We start from the raw sequence: 22622 nt of genomic DNA on the forward strand, positions 1-22622 counted from the left end.
GGCGAGGCCCGTGCCGCCGCCGATGTGCACGCCGTGGCGCAGGCCGCGGGCGGCGGTCCCGCGGCCGTCAGGGCCGCGGCACGCGCCGTGCTCGACGAGGCGGCGCGCGCCCGACCACCCCTGCGCCTGGACTACTTGGCCCTGGTCGACCCGTCGGACTTCACCGAGGTGGCGAACGACTACACGGGCGAGGCCGTACTCGCGGTCGCCGCCCGCGTCGGCAGCACCCGCCTGATCGACAATCTGCCGCTCACCTTCGGAACGTTCGGAGCCGCCCGATGACCGCCGACGGCCGCACGCCGGGCACCACCGGCATACGCCTGCACGCACCCGCCCCCGGCTGGGCGAGCGAAGCCGACGTGGTGGTGGTCGGCTCCGGAGTGGCCGGACTGACCTGCGCCCTGCGCTGCGCGGCCGCGGGCCTGCGCCCCGTCGTGGTCACCAAGGCCCGCCTCGACGACGGCTCCACGCGCTGGGCGCAGGGCGGCATCGCCGCCGCGCTCGGCGAGGGCGACACCCCGGAGCAGCATCTGGACGACACCCTCGTCGCGGGTGTCGGCCTGTGCGACGAGGAGGCCGTCCGCGTCCTGGTGACCGAGGGCCCGGGCGCCGTGCACCGGCTCATCGAGACCGGCGCCCACTTCGACACGGCCGCGGACTCCGACGCGATCGCCCTGACCCGCGAGGGCGGCCACCACCGCCGTCGCATCGCGCACGCGGGCGGGGACGCCACCGGGGCGGAGATCTCCCGCGCCCTGGTCGAGGCGGTACGCGCGCGTGGCATCCACACCATCGAGAACGCCCTGGTGCTCGACCTGCTCACGGACGACGAGGGCCACACCGCCGGTGTCACCCTGCACGTGATGGGGGAGGGCCAGCACGACGGAGTGGGTGCCGTGCACGCGCCCGCGGTGGTGCTCGCCACGGGCGGCATGGGCCAGGTCTTCTCGGCGACCACCAATCCGCCGGTGTCCACCGGGGACGGCGTCGCGCTCGCGCTGCGGGCCGGCGCGGAGCTGTCCGACCTGGAGTTCGTCCAGTTCCACCCGACGGTCCTGTTCCTCGGCCCGGACGCCGAGGGCCAGCAGCCGCTGGTGTCCGAGGCGGTCCGCGGGGAGGGCGCCCACCTGGTCGACGCGGACGGCGTACGGTTCATGGCCGGCCGGCACGAACTGGCCGAGCTGGCACCCCGCGACGTGGTGGCGAAGGCCATCACGCGGCGGATGCTGGAGCAGGGCGCCGAGCACATGTACCTGGACGCCCGGCACTTCGGTGCCGAGATGTGGGCGGCCCGCTTCCCGACGATCCTCGCCGCCTGCCGCGCGCACGGCATCGACCCGGTCACCGAGCCGATCCCGGTCGCCCCCGCGGCGCACTACGCCTCGGGCGGCGTACGCACCGACCTGCACGGCCGTACCACCGTGCCCGGCCTCTACGCGTGCGGGGAGACCGCCTGCACGGGCGTCCACGGAGCGAACAGGCTCGCCTCCAACTCCCTTCTGGAGGGCCTGGTCTACGCGGAGCGGATCGCCGCCGACATCGCCGCCCACCCGGCGCCGGCCACCGCCCGCGTACCGTCCCTCCACGCGCGCGTGGAGGCGGACGCCGAGGCCGAGCGGGACCCCACGGCGGCGGGGCAGGCACCGCCCGCGCATCCGCTGCTTCCTCCGGAGGCGCGCTTCGCGCTGCAGCGGGTGATGACCGAGGGCGCCGGGGTGCTGCGCAGCAAGCAGTCACTCGCGCGGGCCGCGGGCGCCCTGGAGCAGATCCACGCGGAGGCCCGTACCGCACTCGCCGAGAACGGCAAGACGGCCGAGCCGGGCACCGACACCTGGGAGGCCACCAACCTGCTGTGCGTCGCGCGCGTGCTGGTCGCCGCCGCGATGCGCCGCGAGGAGACCCGCGGCTGCCACTGGCGCGAGGACCACCCCGAGCGTGACGACGCCGACTGGCGCCGCCACCTGGTAGTCCGCCTCAATCCGGACCGCACGCTCGCCGTGCACGCAACCGAGTCCGCAGACTTCCCCCCGACCGTCGCCGGTCCGCCGGCCGGCCCGGGAGCCGACCCCCGTCCCCAGGAGCAGTGACCGAAGTGAGTACCCCCGACCTTCCCCTCGCCGACGACGGGGGCTGTGGTGACGCCTGCGGCTGCGCGGGCGGGGCCACGGCCGCCGACGACGTCCTGGAGTGCGGGCTCGACCCCGCCCTCGCCCAGCTGATCGCCGACGCCGGCCTGGATCCCGTACTCGTCGAGGACATCGCGCACATGGCGATCGCCGAGGACCTCGACGGCGGCGTGGACGTGACATCGGTCGCCACGATCCCCGAGGACGCGGTCGCCACCGGCGACTTCACGGCCCGTGAGGCGGGCGTGGTGGCCGGGCTTCGGGTCGCCGAGGCCGTCCTGTCCGTGGTCTGCGAGGACGAGTTCGAGGTCGAGCGGCACGTCGAGGACGGTGACCGGGTGGTGGCGGGACAGCCCCTGCTGTCCGTCACCACCCGCACCCGCGACCTGCTCACCGGCGAGCGCAGCGCCCTCAATCTGCTGTGCCGGCTCTCCGGCATCGCGACCGCCACGCGCGCGTGGGCCGACGCTCTGGAGGGCACGAAGGCCAAGGTCCGCGACACCCGTAAGACCACTCCCGGACTGCGTGCCCTGGAGAAGTTCGCGGTGCGCTGCGGCGGCGGCGTCAACCACCGCATGGCGCTCTCGGACGCGGCCCTGGTGAAGGACAACCACGTGGTTGCCGCGGGCGGCGTCGCCGAGGCCTTCGAAGCCGTACGCGAAGAATTCCCCGAGCTGCCGATCGAGGTGGAGGTCGACACCCTGCACCAGCTCCGCGAGGTGGTCGACGCGGGCGCCGATCTGATCCTCCTGGACAACTTCACTCCCGAGGAGACCGAGGAGGCGGTGGCCCTCACCGCGGGCCGCGCCCTGCTCGAGTCCTCCGGCCGGCTCACCGTGGAGAACGCCGAGGTCTACGCGCGCACGGGCGTCGACTACCTGGCCGTGGGCGGCCTGACGCACTCGTCGCCGATCCTGGACATCGGCCTCGACCTGCGCGCGGCACCGGTCGCCGCGGACGGCTCCGCCGCCGAGCGGGCGGTGTGACGGCGTGCTCCTGACCATCGACGTGGGCAACACCCACACCGTGCTCGGCCTGTTCGACGGCGAGGAGATCGTCGAGCACTGGCGGATCTCCACGGACGCCCGCCGCACCGCAGACGAACTGGCCGTGCTCCTCAACGGCCTGATGGGCACCCATCCGCTGCTCGGCGAGGAGCTCGGCGACGGCATCCACGGCATCGCGATCTGCGCCACGGTGCCCTCGGTCCTGCACGAACTGCGCGAGGTCACCCGCCGCTACTACGGCGACGTACCGGCCGTACTCGTAGAGCCGGGCATCAAGACCGGCGTCCCGATCCTGATGGACAACCCCAAGGAGGTCGGCGCGGACCGCATCATCAACGCGGTCGCGGCGGTCGAGCTCTACGGCGGCCCCGCCATCGTGGTCGACTTCGGCACCGCGACGACCTTCGACGCGATCAGCGCGCGCGGTGAGTACGCCGGTGGCGCGATCGCTCCCGGCATCGAGATCTCGGTGGACGCCCTCGGCGTACGCGGCGCCCAGCTGCGCAAGATCGAGCTGGCCCGGCCGCGCAGCGTGATCGGCAAGAACACCGTGGAGGCCATGCAGTCCGGCATCCTGTACGGCTTCGCCGGCCAGGTCGACGGCGTGGTGGGCCGGATGTCCAGGGAGCTCGCGGACGATCCCGAGGACGTCACCGTGATCGCCACCGGCGGCCTCGCGCCCATGGTGCTCGGCGACTCCTCCGCCATCGACGAGCACGAGCCCTGGCTGACCCTGATCGGCCTGCGCCTGGTCTACGAGCGCAACGTCTCGCGGCTCTGACAGCGACACGAGGAGAACGGCACCGAGATGACATCAACGGCATCGGCGACATCAACGGCATGGACGGCATACGCGGCCGACGGGATCCAGGCGGGCTCGGCCTTCGTGACGGTGGTGCTGCTCGGCGCCCTGTTCGGCACCGGAGTCCTGGTCCGCAAGCTCCGCGACCGCAACCGCAGCAAGCGCCTGAGCGACTAGAGCGACCGGCGCGCACCGCGACGGCATCGCACCACAAACGCGCCACAAAAGAGAGTTAAGAGGATTTTGTCCACTTAGCCCGTATCGTCGGCCCATGCCCACGCCATACGGATCACGAGGCGGCATGGCGTTCAGCGCGGACGAGCTGCGTGTGCTCCGCCGCGCCCTCGCCCTCGCCCTCCATCCCGACCCCGCCGGCGCCTTCGACGAGAGCGCCGCCAAGGACTGTCTCCGGCTCGCCGACTCGCTCGACGAGGCGGTCAGCGAGGGCGCCCGGCTCCGCGCCTTCCTGTTCGCCGATCTCGCGCGCTACCGAGCCGCCCTGCCCGGCACGGCCTCCGGCTATCTGGAGCTCCTCGCCGAATCCCTCGACGCCGACTACGTCCCGGGCCCGGACGACCTCGCGGCGCTGCGCGCGCTGCGCGGGAACCCGGCTGCCGCGGCGCTCCTCGAGCGCTGTCAGGCGCTGGCCGAGGACACCGTACGAGCGAGACTCGCGGGCCGCTCCGTCCCGCTGCCCCGAGCCCGCCTGCTGGCGCTTCCCGGAGGTCTGCAGGGTGCCGAGCGCCCGACTCCCGACAAGCGTCCGGCGCCGCCGCCCCGGCCGGTGCCGACGCCGGCCGAGGTGTTCCCGCCCAAGCGGCGCCCCGCGCCGCCCGCACCGCCCGAACGTACCGAGCCGCCGCAGAAGCTCGCCGCGGTCTGAGAAACGGCCTGACCGGCCCGACAGGTGCCACGGCCCGCCCCGGGCGATCCCGCGGGCGGGCCGTGGCTACGCTTGAGGCATGGACTACGTCTCCGCGCTCGTACCGCCCGTTGTGATGGCCGTGTTCTTCATCGCCCTGATCGTGACGANCGTCTCCGCGCTCGTACCGCCCGTTGTGATGGCCGTGTTCTTCATCGCCCTGATCGTGACGATCGTCAAGTCCCAGGGCGGGGACAACAAGGCGAAGGAGGACGCGGCGGTGGACGCCGCCGTCGCGCGCGCCGAGAGCGCCCGCCAGGCTCCGGGCGGCGGCAGCTGACCTCTCTTTCTGCGTGCACTCGGCGACGGATTCTCTTCGGATTTCGCCAATGCCATGTCCGGCAGGCCGCAAGCCACTGCACGCTCTAGGGTTCAGGTGTGCCTCGCCCCTTGGGAGAACTCGAAGACGCGGTCATGACGCGGGTGTGGGAGTGGAACCGCCCGGTCACCGTGCGGGAAGTTCTTGAAGACCTCCAGCAGGAACGCTCCATCGCGTACACCACGGTGATGACCGTCCTGGACAATCTCCATCAGAAGGGCTGGGTCCGCAGAGAGGCCGAGGGCCGCGCCTATCGATATGAGGCCGTCTCCACCCGTGCCGCCTATGCCGCCGCCCTCATGAATGAGGCGTGGTCACGCAGTGACAACCCGGCGGCCGCTCTCGTCGCCTTCTTCGGGATGATGTCGCCGGACCAGCGCGCTGCCCTGCGGGACGCCGCCCGGATCGTACGTATCGACACGGACCCCGCGGACGACAACTCAGCCGGCCCGGACAACTCCGCAGGATCGGACAACCCCGAAGCGCCCGGGCCCGACTCGGGGCGATAGCGTCCGGGCATGGCCGCAGAGCTCCCCCCGTATCCCGAAGTACCGGCAAAAGCCCTCACTGTCCGCAGGGCGCGGACCAGCGATGTGGCGGCGGTACGCGGACTCCTCGACTCCTACGTTCGCCGCGGCATCCTGCTCGACAAAGCGACCGTCACGCTTTACGAGGACATCCAGGAGTTCTGGGTGGCCGAACGCGACGACAACGCACAGGTCGTCGGATGCGGCGCACTTCATGTGATCTGGGAAGACCTTGCCGAAGTCCGCACTCTCGCCGTGCAGGAGGGCCTGAAGGGCGCCGGAGTGGGCCATCAACTCCTCGGGAAGTTGCTGCAGACCGCACGCTGGCTCGGTGTGCGCAGAGTTTTCTGTCTCACCTTCGAAGTGGACTTCTTCGCGAAGCACGGCTTCGTCGAGATCGGTGAGACACCGGTCGGATCCGAGGTCTACAGCGAGCTCCTTCGTTCCTATGACGAAGGCGTTGCGGAGTTCCTCGGTCTCGAACGAGTGAAACCGAACACCTTGGGCAACAGCCGGATGCTTCTGCACCTGTGATCACCGCGTGTATTACAAGCCCTCGCACTCGGGGTGGCTATGTCCGAATCGCGTGTGTTTCAAGGGGCGTTGTGGCACCGGCTTCTCCACAGGGGTTTGTGTTTTCCAGAGAAAAGCGGTTTGCTTTCCGACGTACTCCATATAACCGGGGACGGTGAATCATCGGCGGGCGCGCCGTCGGCACCGCGGCCCTGAAGTTATCGATGAAAGGAAATCCGGTGGCACAGAAGGTTCAGGTCCTTCTTGTCGACGACCTCGACGGTGGCGACGCGGACGAGACCGTGACGTTCGCGCTCGACGGCAAGACATACGAGATCGACCTCACCACGGCGAATGCGGACAAGCTCCGTGGACTGCTCGAGCCTTACGTGAAGGGCGGCCGGCGCACCGGCGGCCGCGCATCGGGCGGTCGCGGCAAGGCCCGCGCCTCGGCCGGCTCGAGTGAGAACACCGCGCAGATCCGCGCCTGGGCGAAGGACAACGGCTACGAGGTCAACGACCGCGGCCGCGTCCCCGCCTCCATCCGCGAGGCGTACGAGAAGGCCAACGGCTGACCGCTTCCGCGGTGCAGCCTGAGCCGGTGGCATTCCGTCGCCGCCAAGTCCACGAGTCGTACGAGATCGGGCCCCTCGGTGTGACCGTCGCCGGGCACGGCCCGCCGGGACCCGAGACCGGCCATGGCCGGCAGTGTCGGCCCCACCTCGCTGCCCGGCTCGGGGGGTCGCAGCCAGACGGCGCAGCCCCGGGGGCCCGACCACCCCGGGGGCAGCGGCGCCGGGATGTGCCCGCCCGCGCCCACGGCCGTGAGATCCGCCGGCAGTCGCCCCCAGTCGAGCCAGTCGAGCAGCCCGGGCAGCTCGTCCGCGCCTCCCGCCGCGACGAACAGCCGCATCGTGCCGCCGCCGGCCGACACCGGGCCCGTGGGCGCCCCGTCCGGGAGCCTGCGCAGCACGGCGCAGCCGGCCTCCACGGGCAGCTCGAGCACATCGAAATGCAGCCCGGTCAGCAGCTGAGGCCAGCCCGTGCGCGCCACGACCGCGGGATCGCCGCCGCCCCCCTGCTGCGGCACGGACGATCCGGAGCCCGTCGTCGCCCAGCCGAGCGCCTGCGCGTACCAGCGGGCCACCCGGCCGTGGGGATCGCCGGCGGGTGCGTCCGTGGCAGAGCTCCCCGCGGGTTTCCGCGACGGAACCAGATCCGGATCCGGGCGGGGACCCGGCAGTGACGTGAGTGCGAGCGGAACGATGGCGGCCATGTCCGGAGCAACTCCCGGATTTCCCCGATGGTTACGCAGGGTGCGCGCAATGTGGCGCTACGTGGGCGGAATGCCGGCGGAATCGGGTCCTCCGCGGCGTGAGGTTGTTCGCCCGTAGCGGAGGGAACCGGTGCGCGCCGCATGGAGTGTCAGTCCTTACGGGTAAGACATCCCTAGTGGGGAGGGGCGACACGCAGGTTTGGCCGTCTCACGTTCGCCATCGGCGTACTCATGGTGAGGGTATCTGCCTGGCCTGCGGGAACATCGTCTCGCACCATCGGGTTGGAGCAGTTGTCGGCGTTCGGGGTCAGCAGACCCCCCAGGTTCTGGGGCCGGGTGTCGGCAGTTGGAATGAGCGGTCCCCGCTTGCGGGACTAAGCTGCGGAAGGACAGGGAGGGGACCGACCCCTTACTGCCTGACCGCTCTGAGGAGCGATTAACGATGTTCGAGAGGTTCACCGACCGCGCGCGGCGGGTTGTCGTCCTGGCTCAGGAAGAAGCCCGGATGCTCAACCACAACTACATCGGCACCGAGCACATCCTCCTGGGCTTGATCCATGAGGGCGAGGGTGTCGCCGCTAAGGCCCTGGAGAGCCTCGGGATTTCGCTCGAGGCGGTCCGCCAGCAGGTGGAGGAGATCATCGGCCAGGGCCAGCAGGCCCCGTCCGGCCACATCCCCTTCACCCCCCGTGCCAAGAAGGTCCTGGAGCTGTCGCTCCGCGAGGCCCTTCAGCTGGGCCACAACTACATCGGCACGGAGCACATCCTGCTCGGCCTGATCCGCGAGGGCGAGGGCGTCGCCGCCCAGGTCCTGGTCAAGCTGGGCGCAGACCTCAACCGGGTGCGGCAGCAGGTCATCCAGCTGCTCTCCGGTTACCAGGGCAAGGAGACGGCCGCCGCGGGCGGTCCGGCCGAGGGCACGCCCTCGACCTCCCTCGTCCTGGACCAGTTCGGCCGGAATCTCACCCAGGCCGCTCGTGAGTCCAAGCTCGACCCGGTCATCGGGCGCGAGAAGGAGATCGAGCGGGTCATGCAGGTGCTCTCCCGCCGTACGAAGAACAACCCGGTCCTGATCGGTGAGCCCGGTGTCGGCAAGACCGCCGTCGTCGAGGGTCTCGCCCAGGCCATCGTCAAGGGCGAGGTGCCCGAGACCCTCAAGGACAAGCACCTCTACACCCTCGACCTCGGCGCGCTCGTCGCCGGCTCGCGTTACCGCGGTGACTTCGAGGAGCGCCTGAAGAAGGTCCTCAAGGAGATCCGCACCCGCGGCGACATCATCCTGTTCATCGACGAGCTCCACACCCTGGTGGGTGCGGGTGCGGCCGAGGGCGCGATCGATGCCGCCAGCATCCTCAAGCCGATGCTGGCCCGCGGTGAGCTCCAGACGATCGGTGCCACGACGCTCGACGAGTACCGCAAGTATCTGGAGAAGGACGCCGCGCTCGAGCGCCGCTTCCAGCCGATCCAGGTCGCGGAGCCGTCGCTGCCGCACACCATCGAGATCCTCAAGGGCCTGCGCGACCGGTACGAGGCGCACCACCGCGTCTCGATCACCGACGAGGCGCTCGTCCAGGCCGCGACGCTGGCCGACCGGTACATCTCGGACCGCTTCCTGCCGGACAAGGCGATCGACCTGATCGACGAGGCCGGCTCCCGGATGCGTATCCGCCGGATGACCGCGCCGCCGGACCTCCGCGAGTTCGACGAGAAGATCGCCGGCGTCCGCCGGGACAAGGAGTCCGCGATCGACTCGCAGGACTTCGAGAAGGCCGCGTCCCTGCGCGACAAGGAGAAGCAGCTCCTCGCCGCGAAGGCCAAGCGCGAGAAGGAGTGGAAGGCCGGCGACATGGACGTCGTGGCCGAGGTCGACGGCGATCTGATCGCCGAGGTCCTCGCCACCGCCACCGGCATCCCGGTCTTCAAGCTGACCGAGGAGGAGTCCTCGCGTCTGCTGCGCATGGAGGACGAGCTCCACAAGCGGGTCATCGGCCAGGTGGACGCCGTCAAGGCGCTCTCCAAGGCGATCCGGCGTACGCGAGCGGGTCTGAAGGACCCGAAGCGTCCCGGCGGCTCGTTCATCTTCGCCGGCCCGTCCGGTGTCGGTAAGACGGAGCTGTCCAAGGCGCTCGCGGAGTTCCTGTTCGGCGACGAAGAGGCGATGATCTCGCTCGACATGTCGGAGTTCAGCGAGAAGCACACCGTCTCGCGGCTCTTCGGCTCGCCTCCCGGCTATGTCGGGTACGAGGAGGGCGGCCAGCTCACCGAGAAGGTGCGCCGCAAGCCGTTCTCCGTGGTCCTCTTCGACGAGGTCGAGAAGGCCCACCCGGACATCTTCAACTCGCTGCTGCAGATCCTGGAGGACGGTCGCCTGACCGACTCCCAGGGCCGGGTCGTCGACTTCAAGAACACGGTCATCATCATGACGACCAACCTCGGCACCCGGGACATCTCCAAGGGCTTCAACCTGGGCTTCGCCGCCCAGGGCGACACCAAGTCCAACTACGAGCGGATGAAGAACAAGGTCTCGGACGAGCTCAAGCAGCACTTCCGCCCCGAGTTCCTCAACCGTGTGGACGACGTCGTGGTCTTCCCGCAGCTCAGCCGCGAGGACATCCTGCGGATCGTCGACCTGATGATCACGAAGGTGGACGAGCGCCTGAAGGACCGGGACATGGGCATCGAGCTCTCCCAGTCCGCCAAGGAGCTGCTCGCCGAGCGGGGTTACGACCCGGTCCTCGGCGCGCGGCCGCTGCGTCGCACGATCCAGCGCGAGGTCGAGGACAGCCTGTCGGAGAAGATCCTCTTCGGCGAGCTGCGGCCCGGGCACATCGTGGTCGTCGAGACGGAGGGCGAGGGCGAGAGCGCGACCTTCACCTTCCGCGGCGAGGAGAAGTCGGCCCTGCCGGACGTCCCGCCGATCGAATCGGCGGCGGGCGGCGGTTCGGGTCCGAACCTGACGAAGGACGCGTAGCCGTCCCTAAGGCGGCGAGAGCCGGTCATCGCAAAGGGGAGTGCCCCGGAGCTTCGAGCTCCGGGGCACTCCCCTTTGTGCCGCGCGAGGGCCGTACGGGCTCACAATCGGCGGATCAGCACACGTGCGTCGGGGAAGAGCCGCCGGTAGTGGGCGTCGGTGGCAGTCTGGTCCTCGCTGTCGGCATGGACGTCCACGAGAACCGTCCGTACGGAGGGCAGCGTGGCGGCGAAGGGGCCGAGGTCCGGAGTGCCTGTGCGCACGGTGATGCGGAACTCGCGCACCCCGCGCAGGTCTCCGGCCGGAGCCACCCCTGCCAGCAACGGTCCGTTGACCGCGAGTTCGGTGAGCGCCGGCAGGCGGGCCAGCCGCGCCCAGTCGTCCGCGGCGAGGGGCGCGGTTCCGCACGTCAGGGTCAGTCTTTCCAGGAACGGGAAGTGGTCGAGGCCTGACAGGCCCGTGGTGGCGGTCGAGCCGCGGCCCAGAAAGAGCTGTCTGAGCGCTGCGCCGGTCGGCAGCACGTCGGCGAGCGAGTCACCGGGGATCCGCTGGCCGACGTTGAGCGAAGTCAGGCCGGTCAGCGTGCTGAGGCCGGTGAGCTCCGGAAGACCGGTCAGTCTGATCACCGAGAGATGGCGCAGGGGGAGCTCGGCGAGCGGCGCCAGGTCGTACACGCCGGGACAGTCCATCAGACGCAGGTCCGTGAGCGCCGGCAGGGCCTTCAGGACGCTCAGGTCGGTGATCGTGCTGTTGCGGCGCAACCGCAGTCGGCTCGCCGTTTCGGTGGCGAGGGCCGACACCAGCGCAGCCGGCGGGTGGTCGCCCTCGCTGTCGAGCTGCGTACAGGGCGGCAGCAGCCGCAGGGCATGTCGCTGGGCGTCGCTCGTCACCGCCAGGGTCAGCTCGTCCGTCGGCAGGTGCGCAAGCACCTCCCGTGCGTACTCATCGGCGTCGAACCGGCGCCATGTGCCGACCAGTTGGCGTCGTACGGCCAGCGACTCGTGCGTGCGGAAGCGCTTCAGGACCGGAAGGGAGCCGTCCTGGCCGAGGAGGGATGCCGTGGTGACCACCCCGTACGCCTCCTCGTCGGTGAGGCCCTCGGGACCGGGCAGAAGTTCCAGTACGAACGGGCCGGCGAACGCGAGTGCCCGCGCGTCGAGGACCGTCCGCGGCGGTACGAGGCGTGCCGCCCGCTCCTTCACCTCGGCGACCACTTCCTGGTCCACGGACGACGCGTCCTGGAGGCAGGCCAGAGCGAGGAGGGTGACCCGGGGTACGGCGAGGTCGAGCAGGGCTCGGAGGAGCGACGTCCGCTCGCGGGTGCGGGCGTGCGCGACCGCCATGCGGATGACGTCCTCCCAGGCGGTGTCGTCGGCATGGCTGATCAGGACGTCGAGATGGCCCTCCTCGACCGCACAGCGCGCGCCGAGATGGTCGAGGAACGTGCGGTGGGCGAAGTCGACGACCTGCGGCGCGGGGCTGCGCAACACCCCGCTGCGCAGCAGCAGATGACGCAGGATCGCGGGCGCGTCGCCCTGCGCCGCGGCGGCCGGCATGGAGGGGAGGGCGCGTTCGAGTATGCCGAGCGCAGTCGGCTCGGACATCTCCGAGCGCCCCGCCAGGAGCAGCGCGTAAGCGAGGCGCTGCAGCAGCTCGATCTGGTCCTCGGTGTCGAGCTCGATGCCGTCGAGTCCGCCCATGCCGCGCTGTCGGTCGCGTTCGGTGAGGATCATCTGCAGGGCCGCGTCGTATAGGGCCTTGCGGCGGGGCGGCAGATAGCCGCGGCGCGCGCGGTGCAGCGCGCAAAGCAGCCCGCACATCAGGGGATTGGTGGCAAGGAGCGCCAGATCGGGCTTGGTGCGCAGGGCGTCGAGGAGGCGCTCCTCGTGCTCGGGCGCCCGCGCAGCCGCATGCCAGCGCCGTACGAAGGCGGTCACCGTGGCCCGGTCCATCGGCGCGAGCGCGACCTCGGCGAAGCCGTCGTCGGCCAGCCAGTCGGCGCGTACGGCGGTGGGGCGGGCGGTCAGCAGCCAGCGGTTGCCGGGGTACGCGCGGACCAGGGCGAGCAGCCAGTCACGTACACGTGCGCGGTCCGCGGACGGGACCTCGTCGAGGCCGTCGACCAGCACGAGCGCACGCCCCGCCCCGAGCACGCGCTCGGCCCAGCCCTCGGGCGGCGCGTGCGGGCAGGCGGCCGAGTCCAGGAAGGCCTCGGGCGGCGGCAGCCGGTCCGCGCGGATCAGGGTGCGCAGCGGCAGTACGTACGGGATCCGGTCCTCGGCCGTGGTGGCGAGCCACTGCAGCAGCGTCGTCTTGCCGGAGCCGGCGTCGCCGCGCAGCAGGATCCGGTCGTGGACGGCGAAGAGGTCCTCGGCCCGTTCCCGCACCGTGGTCGTGGCGTTCCCGGGGCCGCAGTCCGGCAGCTCCGCCGCGTCGGGCGCTGCCTCGCGGACCGTCTCCAGGCTCAGGTACGCGACATCGAGCGGCCAGACGTCCGGGGTGTCCTGCAGGTCGAGGCCGAAGATGGTGAGCCGGTTGTGGTGGTGCGCGAGATGCGCGCGGTAGCGGGCCTCGAAGGCGTCGTCGCGGGCGTCGGGGCGCGGCGTGCGGGCGATCAACTCGTCGACCCTGGCGATGAGTTCGGCCTGTTCCCGGCTCTGCTCCACCAGCGTGCGGGCGACAAAGGCCGACCGCTGGGTGAAGAACTGCAGGATGTGCAGGCAGGCCCATTCGGTGGCGGAGTCCAGGAAGTAGCCCGCGTCCGTGGAGAGCAGGGGAGAGGGGGCGGCCGTCCGCAGCCTGCGGGCCAGTTCCTCGTGGCCGAGGCGTACCGCCTGGACGTCGTCCATCGTCAGGTCGCCGAGCGCGAGCAGCCGGGCGGCGAGGGCGTCGGTGACCGCGGTCACCTCATCGGGCGGGAACGGCGGTTCGCCCGGCGCCGCCACGGCCGCATCGACCACTCCCGCGGCGATCCGCCGGACGTCCCGCCCCGTGAGGGTGCGCTTCTCGCCGCGGAAGGAGACCAGTCCGGACAGGCGCACCGGCCGATCGGTGAGGCCCGCGCCCGCACCTTCCCGGACGAGCAGTTTCCGTAGCAGAGGGGCGATCGCGCTCGATGCCAGACGGGTGCCGAGGACAGCAGGATCCATGGCCCTGGAGCGTAGCCCGGGTCACATTCGCAGGGGGTTGGATCTTGCGCCCCGGTGACATGACGCACAGGCGTTTCGCGGCCTACTACGCGGAATAGTCGATTGCTCCCCGGGTGCGGCCGGGACGGGTGGCTCTTGGTCTCCGGGACCTTGGTCCCGACGCCCCCGACCCTTCGGTTCCAAGGGCCGAAGCCGTTGCGGCAGCCTGCTGATGTGGCACTAAACCGCCCGCTACGTCCGATTTATTCGGAATCAGTGGTCTAGGCATGTTCAGCGTCAAGAAGGCTTGTATGCGCAGTAATGAAACGAAGATGGCTAGTAGATAGGGGTTTTGTCGGGCGAAGGGGGCGCGGGTTACCAAGGTGAGGCCGCCACGGCGACGAGCGTTCGTGAGCGGCACACCCCAGTCCCCACCCCGGAGGTCATTCCGAGATGTCGCTGCGCACCAACTCCAACCGTTCCGGCTCGTCCGTGCTCCGCACCCGTGCCGCCGTACTGGCCGCCGGGCTCGGCGTCTCGACGCTGCTGGGCGCCGGAGTGTCGGTGGCCGCCGCGGGTGACGCGCCGCAGGCCGGCCAGGCCTCGACCGTCGCGTCCATCGAGGCGCAGGCCGCGGCCCAGCACAAGAAGGCCGCTGCAAAGGCGGAGGCTCAGAGCAAGGCCGCGAAGGCCAAGAAGGCCGCCGCGAAGAAGGCGAACGGCTGGTCGAGCCCGGTCACCAAGTACACGCTGTCCTCCACCTTCGGTACGGGCGGCGCCATGTGGGCCAGCAAGCACTCCGGCCAGGACTTCGCCGTGCCGGTCGGCACCCAGGTCAAGGCCGCGCACGCCGGCACGGTCGTCAAGGCCGGCCCGAACGGCGCCGGTGACGGTCCCGCGTACGGCAACGCCGTCGTGATCAAGCACGCCAACGGCAAGTTCTCGCAGTACGCGCACCTGTCCCGGGTGGACGTGAAGGTGGGCCAGAAGGTCGGCAACGGCCAGAACATAGCCCGCTCCGGCAACACCGGTAACTCCAGCGGCCCGCACCTGCACTTCGAGATCCGCAACACCGCGAACTACGGCTCGGCCGTCGACCCGGCCGCGTTCCTGCGCGGCGTCGGCGTGAAGATCTGAGGCGCTCGATCACCTGCTGAACGGCTCGCGTTCCGGGCCGTACGGCAGCGGGGCGCGTGCGGAGTGAGGCCTGACGGCGGTCAGGTCTCACTCCGCTTTCTTGTCAACGGACTTGGCGTACGTCCGCGCTCAGGACTTGCTGCTGTTCGCCTGCGTGATCAGGTCGAGCGCGACCTCGAGCACGGCCGCGCGCTTCTCCTCGGCCGAGCCGTCCAGATTCTGCAGGAGGAACATGCCCGCGTGCATCGAGAACAGCGCGGCGACCGCCCGGACCTGGTCGGCCAGCTCCGCTTCCGGCTCCTTGACCAGTTCGACCATGGCCATCATGCGTTCCTTCATGTCCTTGCCGAAGCGCAGCTCCCGCACCGTCGCCTGGTTCTCCTGCATGAAGCGGAACAGCGGCGCGGCGCCGGCCAGGGCGTCACCGTAGCGGCGCATGATCTCCTGCTTGGTCTCCAGGGTGCGCGGCTGGGTGGCACCCCACTCGAGGAGCTCGTCCAGCGGACGGGTCAGGTCCTCGGCCAGGCTGATCAGGATGTCTTCCTTGGTCTTGAAGTGGTAGTAGAGCGCGGCCTTCGTCACCTCGAGGCGCTCGGCGATCTCCCGTAGCGACGTCTTCTCGTACCCCTGCTCGGCGAAGAGCTCCAGGGCGACGTCCTGGATCCGCTGGCGGGTGTTGCCCCGGCGGGGGGCCGGTGTGCTGCTGCTCATGACTCGCACTCTCTCTCACCCACGGCCCAGGACCAAAGGCCGATCCGGACTTACTTGACGCCCGGCTAGTTGGCGGTCTACCTTCGCCGAGTGTAGCCAACTAGCCGGGCGGCAAGTAAGTCCGGTAACCGGGGAGTGGGGATGATGACGACCACCGAGCAGAAGCAGGAGGTCCAGGCGCCGCCGCAGCGCAGTGTGCGTGTGGTGCTCATGGCCTTGATGATCGCGATGCTGCTGGCGATGCTGGACAACATGATCATCGGCACCGCGATGCCGACGATCGTCGGCGAGCTGGGTGGTCTGGCGCACCTGTCGTGGGTGGTCACCGCGTACACGCTGGCCACCGCCGCATCGACCCCGATCTGGGGAAAGCTCGGCGACATGTACGGCCGGAAGGCCACGTTCCTGACCTCGATCGTGATCTTCCTGATCGGTTCGGCGCTCAGCGGCATGGCGCAGGACATGGGGCAGCTCATCGCCTTCCGGGCCGTCCAGGGCCTCGGTGCGGGCGGTCTGATGGTCGGCGTCATGGCGATCATCGGTGATCTGATTCCGCCCCGGGAACGCGGCAAGTACCAGGGCATGATGGCCGGCGTGATGGCCCTCGCCATGATCGGCGGACCGCTGGTCGGCGGCACGATCACCGACAACTGGGGCTGGCGCTGGTCCTTCTACATCAATCTGCCGCTGGGTGCACTGGCGCTCGTCATGATCACCGCGGTCCTGCACCTGCCGAAGAAGCGGTCCGAGGCCCGGATCGACTACCTCGGTGCCGCGCTGCTGACCACCGGCATCACCTCCATCGTCCTCGTCACCACCTGGGGCGGTTCGGAGTACGCCTGGGGCTCGGCCATGATCATCGGGCTCATCGGCCTCGGTGTCGCGTCGCTCGCGGCCTTCCTCTACGTACAGACCCGCGCTGCAGAACCGATCATGCCGCTGCACATCTTCCGCAGCCGCAACTTCAGCCTGATGTCCGTGATCGGCTTCCTGGCCGGCTTCGTGATGTTCGGCGCCGTGCTGTTCCTGCCGCTCTACCAGCAGTCCGTGCAGGGGGCGTCGGCCACCAACTCCGGGCTCCTGCTGCTTCCGATGCTGCTCGCGATGATGATCGTCTCGCTCGTCGCCGGCCGGATCACCACCAGCACCGGCAGGTACAAGGTCTTCCCCATCATGGGCGGGGCGCTCATCACGGTGGGTCTCTTCCTGCTGTCCCAGATGGACACCGGGACCTCGCGGTTCACCTCGGGTGTGTACATGGCGGTGCTCGGTGCCGGTATGGGCTTCCTGATGCAGATCACCATGCTCGTCGCGCAGAACAGCGTCGAGATGAAGGACATGGGAGTGGCCTCGTCCTCGACGACCCTCTTCCGTACGCTCGGCAGCTCCTTCGGTGTCGCCATCATGGGTGCGGTCTTCAACGACCGGGTCCAGGACGAGATGGCCGCCCGTACGGCCGGTGGCGCGGCCCTGCCGTCCGCCCAGCTGGACGCGGACAGCCTGGCCAAGCTCCCCGGACCGATGCGCGAGGCCTACCAGTTCGCGGTGTCCTCCGGTACGCACTCGGCGTTCCTCATCGGCGGGTCCATCGCGGTGGTCGCCTTTGTCGCGGCGCTGTTCGTGAAGGAGGTGCCGCTGAAGGGGGCGGGACCGAAGGACGGGACGGACGGTCCGGGGGACGGCGACGGCGACGGCTCTCGGGGTGAGGCGGCGCTGGCGGGGTCTGCCTGAGGGGCACGTCTGTGTATGGCTGGGGTCGGAAGGCGGGCCGGTGCCGGTTGTCGGTGCCCGGCTGTTGATGCCCGGCTTTCGGCGCCCGGTTGTCGGTACCGGGTGGCAGCATCGGGAGGGTGCGGTACGGCACCGATGGACCCGGACCCGGCTCCAGCCCCGGCCCCGGCCCCGCGCAGCTCGCCCAGCTGCGGCGGATGCGGCTGGCCAGGGATGCCATGGACCGTGACTGGTCGGACCCGGATCTCGACCTGGACGCGGTCGCGGCGCACGCCGGGTACTCGCGCCATCATTTCGTCCGGGCCTTCCGCGCGGTCTACGGCGAGACGCCCGGGCAGTACCTGTCGCGGCGCCGTATCGAGCGGGCCGCGGACCTGCTGCGTACCGCGAATCTCTCGGTCACCGAGATCTGCCACCTGGTCGGATTCAGCAGCCTCGGCAGCTTCTGCACACGCTTCAAGCGGCAGACCGGGCTGCCGCCCGGCGAGTACCGGAGCCGTCACTCCGGGCCGGCCGCGGCGATGGTCCCCGGATGTCACGCCCTGCTCTGGGCCGGCGGCTTCCCGGCGATGTCCGATCCGCAGGACCGGCTCCGCAACTTTGAAGAAGGCGACTGAGGACCGCGCTGCCTACGGTGACAGGGCGGCCACGACGACAGGACCGGACCTCAGGACCGGACCACGGCACGGGCGCCGGCAGAGCGGACGTCTCACCCAGGAGCACACCATGATCAAAGGCCTCGGCATCTCCACCGTCTGGGTCCTCGACCAGGACCGGGCCAAGGAGTTCTACACGGAGAAGCTCGGCCTCGAGCTCCGTGCCGACATGACCCTCGGCGAGGGCGGGATGCGCTGGCTGACGGTCGGCGCGAAGGACCAGCCGGAGCTGCAGCTGACCCTGATGGTGCCCGGCGGCGCGGTCATGGACGAGGAGTCGGCCCAGGCCGTACGCACCCTCGTCGCCAAGGGCATGCTCGGCGCCGGCTCGCTCACCACGGACGACATCCACGGGGACTGCGCGAAGTTCAAGGCCCGCGGCGTCGAGTTCGTGCAGGAGCCGCAGGAGCGGCCGTACGGCACCGAGGCGGTCTTCCGGGACGACTCGGGCCACTGGTTCTCCTTCACCCAGCCCCGCGCGGGCGGGCTCGACGTGGACCAGGACTGGGGGTGCGCGGCGAACGACTGATGCCGCGTCACGAACTGAGGAATCTCCTCAAGCAGGCCCGGCGGGGCTCACTCCTCGGGCGGCCGCACGATGGGGAAGCTGCCCGTGCTCGTCGGGGCGTGTTCGGGCAGCCAGAGGACGGCGACCGCGCCCTCGACGGGGCCGTCGCCGTTCGGCGGCTCCACGTTGCGGAAGGTGAGGCGGGCGCCGAGCACCCGGGCCTGACCGGCCGCGATCGTCAGGCCGAGGCCATGACCGCGGCCCGCGCGATCGGCGCTGCCGGTCCGGAAGCGGCTCGGACCCTCGGACACCAGCGACTCCGGGAATCCCGTCCCGTGGTCGCGTACGCGCACGATCCGGCCCTCCACCACGACCTCCACCGGGGGCTTGCCGTGCTTGGCCGCATTGGCAAGGAGATTGCCCAGGATGCGCTCCAGGCGGCGCGGGTCCGTGCTCACCTCCGACCGGTGCAGGATCGTCACCTGCACATCCGGGTCGAGCACGGCGACACGGCGCGTGACGAACTCGCTCAGGTCGATCTCCTGCAGCTCGGCCCGCTCCGCCGAACCTTCGAGCCGCGCCACCTCGAGCACGTCCTCGACGAGGGTGCGCATGGCCTGCGCCCGGTCCTTGACCAGCTCGGTCGGCCGTCCGGCCGGCAGCAGCTCCGCCGCGGTGACCAGGCCGGTCACCGGGGTGCGCAGCTCGTGCGCGATGTCCGCGGTGACCCGGCGCTCCGCCTCGTAGCGCTGCTTCAGCGCATCGGCCATCGCGTCCACCGACTGCACCAGATCGTCCGTCTCGTCCCGCACCAGACCGCCGACGGCCTCCCGGACGCGTACGTCGGTCTGGCCCTGGGCGACCTGGTTCGCCGCGGTGGCGGCGCGGCGGAGGCGGCGCGAGAGGTGGCCGCCGATCAGCACGCCGAGCGCGCAGCCGCCGAGCACCACCGCTATCGAACCGATGACCAGGGCCTGGTCGAGGTCCTTCATCACGGTGGCGCTGCGGTCGGTGAACCGCGTGTGCAGGGACAGCACCCGGCCGTCCTTGACCGGGGTCGCCGCCCAGATGTCAGGGGCGCCGCTGCCCTTCTCCTGTACGAAGGTGGCGCGGCGTCCGTCGGCGGCCTTGGCCTTGAGCTCCGCGGGCAGCTCCGGGTCGTCGATCCGGGTCTTGAACTGGATGCGCCCGGTCGAGTCGTAGATCCGCTGCGCGTAGCGGACCCGCTCGTCCTGTACGTCACGGGCGCTGTCCAGCAGGGCGACGCGGGCGGCGTTGTGCACCACAAGGCTCAGCGCCAGTGCGACGAGCGCGCCGACCAGGGCGATGGCGGCGCTGAGCTTCCAGCGCAGGCCGGTGCGGAACCCTCTGGCGCGGCCCTTGTCGAGGAGCGAGCGGAGCTTTCCCCGGCGCCCGTCCGGTGTCTTCCCCCGGCGCTCGCCCGGTGTACGGCGGATCATGCCCGGAGCTTGTAGCCGAAGCCGCGGACCGTCTCGATCCGGTCCTGGCCGATCTTGGAACGGAGTCGCTGGACATGGACGTCCACGACGCGGGTGTCGCCGCCCCAGCCGTAGTCCCAGACCCGCTCCAGGAGCTTGTCGCGGGAGAGCACAGTGCCCGGTGCGGCGGAGAATTCGAGCAGCAGCCGCATCTCGGTGGGAGTGAGCGACACGGGCTTGCCGCCCTTGCGCACCTCCATGCCGACCGTGTCGATCTCCAGGTCACCGAAGGTGAGGGTCCCGTCGTCGTCCTGCTGCGGCGCAGCCTCCGGCTGCCGCGACGGCTGGGCGGGCCCGCCCGCATGACCGAACCGGCGCAGTACGGCACGGATCCGGGCCACCAGGACCGCTCCGTCGAACGGCTTCGTCACGTAGTCGTCCGCGCCGGCCTCGAGGCCGAGTACGACATCGATCGAGTCGGCCCGGGCCGAGAGCATGATCACCGGGACCGTGGAGTCGTCCCGGATCCGGCGGCACAGGGAGACTCCGTCGAGGCCCGGCACCATGACGTCGAGCAGCGCGATGTCCGGCTGGTCGGCGCGGAACGCCTCCAGGCCGGCGAGCCCGTCCGGCCGCGCGGTGACCACGAAGCCGTCACGCTCCAGGGCGAGCTGTGTGGCCTCGCGGATGACGTCGTCGTCCTCGACGAAGAGCACATGGGTGTGTTCGGCCATCCGCTGCTCTCAGTCCTCCTCCGGCACCGGCGAATCGCCGTTCACCGCGCCGCTGTAGTCGTTGTGTCTCCGCTCCACCTCGACGAACCCGTCGTCCCGCCAGCGGTAGGTGACGATCTCCTCGCCGGACGGCATGCTCACCGGGTCCCCCTTGTCGTACACCTGCTTGGTGACGACCAGGTCTCCGCGGTCGATCTCCGCGTAGACCGGAGGGTCCTCGGCACGGAAGACGTTCTTGTACTTCTTGCCCTCGGCCCGATAGACGTAGCTTCCGATGCCGACGGCGTCGCCGCACGTCATCACATTGACCACGACGTCGGATGAGCTGCCCTCCGTGGTGCTGCCGTAGGAGACGTCGACCGGGTACTCGTCGGCCACGCAGGGCTTGAGGTCCTGCTTGACCGCGTCACTCACCTTCGGATCGCGCTTGACCAGCGCGACCGCGTCGACCCGCGGGACCGACGGCGCCGTGGAACCGGAAGGCGAGGCCTCCGTCACCGTGTCACTGTGCGCCGGGCCCTCGTCCCTGGCCCCCGTGCCTCCCGTACCGCAGGCGGCCAGGGCGGCGACGAGAAGGGCGAGGGCGGTGAACGCGGCCGCTGCCGCACTCACCGCCTTGGGGCGTCGTATGCCCGGGTCGTCGCCTTTCAGGCAGCGCAACGCTCCCGCTCCTCACGTTCCTCGCCGTGACCCTCCCGGTCATGGCTCTCCAGCTCCTGGCGGAGCCTGGCAAGGGCACGGTGCAGGGTGCTCTTGACCGTTCCGGCCGACATGCCGAGGGCGGCGGCCGTCTCCTCCGTGGACATCTGCTCCCAGTGTCGCAGCACGACGACACTGCGCTGCTTCGGAGCGAGCTTCTTCAGCGCCTCGATCAGCAGGGCACGGTCCGCGTGCTGCGCGGTGGCGTCCTCGACGCGGCGCTCCGGCAGCTGCTCGGTGGGTATCTCCTCGAGACGGCGGGAACGCCACCATTCCGTGCGGGTGTTGATCATCACGCGGCGGAGGTAGGCGTCGGCAAGGCGCTTGTCGGCTATCCCGTCCCAGCGGTGGTACGTGCGCACCAGGGCGGTCTGCAGCAGGTCCTGGGCGTCCGTCGGGTCGGGGACCAGGCGGCGGGCGCTGCGCAGCAGTGCATCCTGCCGGGCGCGTACGTACTCCTCGAACTCCAGCACCTCGCCGTGCGCCATTCCCAACCGCCTCCGTTCCTTCACCGTGGAACCGGACCCCCGCCCGGCACATCTTGAAGCTACGGAGCGGGTGTAACGGGGCATCGGGGGAAGGCCTGCGGCGGACGCACGGCTGCCCCTCGTTTGTGTAACAGAAGTAGGCAAAGCCTAAGGTCACGCCCGTGTTGTGCAGTTCCGGGCGGGAATGCGGCGGCCATGGGTGGGGCGCTGCGGGACGTCGTGCGGGGCCTTCGCCTACGTGAGGGGGAGTCGGTACTCGCCGCCAGGCAACGGCTCCACGAGCCCGTCGGAGACGAGGCCGTCGAGCGCCCGCGCCCGCTGCACGGGCTCGTCCCACACCCGGTCGAGTACGGCCTGCGGTACGGGGGCCACCGCCTCGCGCAGCACCGCGAGCAGCTTGCCGCGGACCTGCCGGTCGGTGCCCGCGTACGTCTGGCCGCGGCGGGCGGGTCCTTCGTGGGCGGGCTTGCCGGCCTGCCGCCAGGCGCAGTGGGCGGCGATCGGGCAGCGGCCGCACTCCTCGTTCTTGGCGCTGCACACCAGGGCGCCGAGCTCCATGGACGCCGCCGCCCAGCGGGCCGCCGTGGCCTCGTCCGCCGGGAGCAGCTCGCGCGCGAGCCGGCGCTCGGCGGCCGTCGTCGCGTTCGGCGGGTACTGGACGCCGGTCACCGCGCGCGCGAAGACCCGGCGCACGTTCGTGTCGAGCACCGGGTGCCGCTGGCCGTACGCGAACGAGGCGACCGCCGCGGCCGTGTACTCGCCGATGCCGGGCAGTGCGAGCAGCTGCGCGTGCTGCGCCGGCACGTCGCCGCCGTGCCGTTCCTTTATGGCCACGGCCGCCCCGTGCAGGCGCAGGGCGCGCCGGGGGTAGCCGAGGCGGCCCCAGGCGCGGACCGCTTCGCCGGGCGCCTCGGCGGCCAGGTCGGCC

Annotated in this window: 22 protein-coding genes; 14 read left to right on the plus strand and 8 right to left on the minus strand. The window is 70.7% G+C overall.

The window, feature by feature from the left end:
• The 9 genes from DY218_RS15745 to DY218_RS15785 all read left to right on the plus strand — a co-directional run.
• Positions 1–282 (plus strand): pantoate--beta-alanine ligase (locus DY218_RS15745; protein ID WP_147336147.1); only part of this gene is annotated, 282 nt, incomplete at its 5' end.
• A complete protein-coding gene (locus DY218_RS15750; protein WP_128556663.1) occupies positions 279–2087 on the plus strand; it encodes an L-aspartate oxidase in 1809 nt (602 codons plus the stop codon). The genes DY218_RS15745 and DY218_RS15750, both read left to right, overlap by 4 nt.
• 5 nt (positions 2088–2092) lie before the next feature.
• Positions 2093–3112 carry a carboxylating nicotinate-nucleotide diphosphorylase gene (gene nadC / locus DY218_RS15755; protein WP_128556664.1) on the plus strand — a complete coding sequence of 340 codons (1020 nt, stop codon included), beginning with the start codon at positions 2093–2095 and terminating at the stop codon, positions 3110–3112.
• A gap of 4 nt (positions 3113–3116) precedes the next feature.
• The gene (locus DY218_RS15760) at positions 3117–3914 is read left to right on the plus strand and encodes a type III pantothenate kinase (protein ID WP_128556665.1); all 798 of its coding nucleotides are present in this window, start codon (positions 3117–3119) and stop codon (positions 3912–3914) included.
• A gap of 27 nt (positions 3915–3941) precedes the next feature.
• Positions 3942–4112 carry a hypothetical protein gene (locus tag DY218_RS34240; RefSeq protein WP_158574039.1) on the plus strand — a complete coding sequence of 57 codons (171 nt, stop codon included), beginning with the start codon at positions 3942–3944 and terminating at the stop codon, positions 4110–4112.
• Positions 4113–4206: 94 nt separating this feature from the next.
• Positions 4207–4818 carry a hypothetical protein gene (locus tag DY218_RS15765; RefSeq protein WP_128556666.1) on the plus strand — a complete coding sequence of 204 codons (612 nt, stop codon included), beginning with the start codon at positions 4207–4209 and terminating at the stop codon, positions 4816–4818.
• Positions 4819–5235: 417 nt separating this feature from the next.
• Positions 5236–5685, plus strand: coding sequence for a BlaI/MecI/CopY family transcriptional regulator (locus DY218_RS15775; RefSeq protein ID WP_128556668.1), 450 nt, complete (start codon positions 5236–5238; stop codon positions 5683–5685).
• Positions 5686–5694: 9 nt separating this feature from the next.
• Complete coding sequence (locus tag DY218_RS15780; RefSeq protein ID WP_128556669.1) at positions 5695–6237, plus strand: amino-acid N-acetyltransferase; 543 nt, start codon at positions 5695–5697, stop codon at positions 6235–6237.
• A gap of 218 nt (positions 6238–6455) precedes the next feature.
• Positions 6456–6791: a histone-like nucleoid-structuring protein Lsr2 gene (locus tag DY218_RS15785; protein ID WP_128556670.1), complete on the plus strand. Its 336-nt coding sequence runs from the start codon at positions 6456–6458 to the stop codon at positions 6789–6791.
• Here the strand turns inward: DY218_RS15785 and DY218_RS15790 are convergent.
• Positions 6722–7492, minus strand: coding sequence for an SCO3374 family protein (locus tag DY218_RS15790; protein WP_233521625.1), 771 nt, complete (start codon positions 7490–7492; stop codon positions 6722–6724). The genes DY218_RS15785 and DY218_RS15790 overlap by 70 nt on opposite strands.
• 442 nt (positions 7493–7934) lie before the next feature.
• Between DY218_RS15790 and DY218_RS15800 the strand changes: the two genes are divergently transcribed.
• Entirely contained in the window at positions 7935–10463 is a 2529-nt protein-coding gene (locus DY218_RS15800) for an ATP-dependent Clp protease ATP-binding subunit (RefSeq protein ID WP_128556672.1), read from the plus strand.
• 101 nt (positions 10464–10564) lie between these two features.
• Here the strand turns inward: DY218_RS15800 and DY218_RS15805 are convergent, their stop codons facing one another.
• Positions 10565–13612 carry an NACHT domain-containing protein gene (locus DY218_RS15805; protein WP_128556673.1) on the minus strand — a complete coding sequence of 1016 codons (3048 nt, stop codon included), beginning with the start codon at positions 13610–13612 and terminating at the stop codon, positions 10565–10567.
• A gap of 432 nt (positions 13613–14044) precedes the next feature.
• On the opposite strand from DY218_RS15805, the gene DY218_RS15810 reads away from it, so the two are divergent.
• Entirely contained in the window at positions 14045–14728 is a 684-nt protein-coding gene (locus tag DY218_RS15810) for a M23 family metallopeptidase (RefSeq protein WP_128556674.1), read from the plus strand.
• Between the two features lie 129 nt (positions 14729–14857).
• Here DY218_RS15810 and DY218_RS15815 read toward each other — a convergent pair whose 3' ends face one another.
• Positions 14858–15439, minus strand: coding sequence for a TetR/AcrR family transcriptional regulator (locus DY218_RS15815; protein WP_128556675.1), 582 nt, complete (start codon positions 15437–15439; stop codon positions 14858–14860).
• A 141-nt stretch (positions 15440–15580) separates the two neighbouring features.
• On the opposite strand from DY218_RS15815, the gene DY218_RS15820 reads away from it, so the two are divergent.
• From DY218_RS15820 to DY218_RS15830, 3 genes are all read left to right on the plus strand, one after another.
• On the plus strand, positions 15581–17170 hold the full coding sequence (locus DY218_RS15820; RefSeq protein ID WP_128556676.1) for an MDR family MFS transporter: 1590 nt from the start codon (positions 15581–15583) through the stop codon (positions 17168–17170).
• A gap of 119 nt (positions 17171–17289) precedes the next feature.
• The gene (locus tag DY218_RS15825; RefSeq protein ID WP_233521626.1) at positions 17290–17787 is read left to right on the plus strand and encodes a helix-turn-helix transcriptional regulator; all 498 of its coding nucleotides are present in this window, start codon (positions 17290–17292) and stop codon (positions 17785–17787) included.
• A 109-nt stretch (positions 17788–17896) separates the two neighbouring features.
• Entirely contained in the window at positions 17897–18355 is a 459-nt protein-coding gene (locus DY218_RS15830; RefSeq protein WP_128556677.1) for a VOC family protein, read from the plus strand.
• Between the two features lie 47 nt (positions 18356–18402).
• Here DY218_RS15830 and cseC read toward each other — a convergent pair whose 3' ends face one another.
• From cseC to DY218_RS15855, 5 genes are all read right to left on the minus strand, one after another.
• A complete protein-coding gene (gene cseC, locus DY218_RS15835; RefSeq protein WP_128556678.1) occupies positions 18403–19794 on the minus strand; it encodes a two-component system sensor histidine kinase CseC in 1392 nt (463 codons plus the stop codon).
• Positions 19791–20507, minus strand: a complete 717-nt coding sequence (gene cseB, locus DY218_RS15840; protein ID WP_128556679.1) for a two-component system response regulator CseB — start codon at positions 20505–20507, stop codon at positions 19791–19793. Before cseB ends, cseC begins: the two co-directional genes overlap by 4 nt.
• Positions 20508–20516: 9 nt before the next feature.
• Positions 20517–21158 (minus strand): hypothetical protein, encoded by a 642-nt coding sequence (locus DY218_RS15845; protein WP_407703633.1) that lies wholly within the window; start codon positions 21156–21158, stop codon positions 20517–20519.
• On the minus strand, positions 21155–21694 hold the full coding sequence (locus tag DY218_RS15850) for a SigE family RNA polymerase sigma factor (RefSeq protein WP_128556680.1): 540 nt from the start codon (positions 21692–21694) through the stop codon (positions 21155–21157). The genes DY218_RS15845 and DY218_RS15850 overlap by 4 nt, the downstream gene beginning before the upstream one ends.
• 234 nt (positions 21695–21928) lie before the next feature.
• Positions 21929–22622 (minus strand): HhH-GPD family protein (locus DY218_RS15855; protein WP_128556681.1); only part of this gene is annotated, 694 nt, incomplete at its 5' end.

It is taken from the genome of Streptomyces triticagri, from assembly GCF_003429565.1.
GTDB lineage: Bacteria > Actinomycetota > Actinomycetes > Streptomycetales > Streptomycetaceae > Streptomyces > Streptomyces triticagri.

Excerpts from the sequence above, each read along its gene's own strand:
- DY218_RS15810 (WP_128556674.1), top strand. The coding sequence starts at position 14,045 with ATGTCGCTGCGCACCAACTCCAACCGTTCCGGCTCGTCCGTGCTCCGC.
- DY218_RS15750 (WP_128556663.1), top strand. The coding sequence starts at position 279 with ATGACCGCCGACGGCCGCACGCCGGGCACCACCGGCATACGCCTGCAC.
- DY218_RS15800 (WP_128556672.1), top strand. The coding sequence starts at position 7,935 with ATGTTCGAGAGGTTCACCGACCGCGCGCGGCGGGTTGTCGTCCTGGCT.
- cseC (WP_128556678.1), bottom strand. The coding sequence starts at position 19,794 with ATGATCCGCCGTACACCGGGCGAGCGCCGGGGGAAGACACCGGACGGG.
- DY218_RS15765 (WP_128556666.1), top strand. The coding sequence starts at position 4,207 with ATGCCCACGCCATACGGATCACGAGGCGGCATGGCGTTCAGCGCGGAC.
- DY218_RS15830 (WP_128556677.1), top strand. The coding sequence starts at position 17,897 with ATGATCAAAGGCCTCGGCATCTCCACCGTCTGGGTCCTCGACCAGGAC.
- DY218_RS15805 (WP_128556673.1), bottom strand. The coding sequence starts at position 13,612 with ATGGATCCTGCTGTCCTCGGCACCCGTCTGGCATCGAGCGCGATCGCC.
- DY218_RS15815 (WP_128556675.1), bottom strand. The coding sequence starts at position 15,439 with ATGAGCAGCAGCACACCGGCCCCCCGCCGGGGCAACACCCGCCAGCGG.
- DY218_RS34240 (WP_158574039.1), top strand. The coding sequence starts at position 3,942 with ATGACATCAACGGCATCGGCGACATCAACGGCATGGACGGCATACGCG.
- DY218_RS15790 (WP_233521625.1), bottom strand. The coding sequence starts at position 7,492 with ATGGCCGCCATCGTTCCGCTCGCACTCACGTCACTGCCGGGTCCCCGC.
- DY218_RS15780 (WP_128556669.1), top strand. The coding sequence starts at position 5,695 with ATGGCCGCAGAGCTCCCCCCGTATCCCGAAGTACCGGCAAAAGCCCTC.
- DY218_RS15820 (WP_128556676.1), top strand. The coding sequence starts at position 15,581 with ATGATGACGACCACCGAGCAGAAGCAGGAGGTCCAGGCGCCGCCGCAG.
- DY218_RS15850 (WP_128556680.1), bottom strand. The coding sequence starts at position 21,694 with ATGGCGCACGGCGAGGTGCTGGAGTTCGAGGAGTACGTACGCGCCCGG.
- cseB (WP_128556679.1), bottom strand. The coding sequence starts at position 20,507 with ATGGCCGAACACACCCATGTGCTCTTCGTCGAGGACGACGACGTCATC.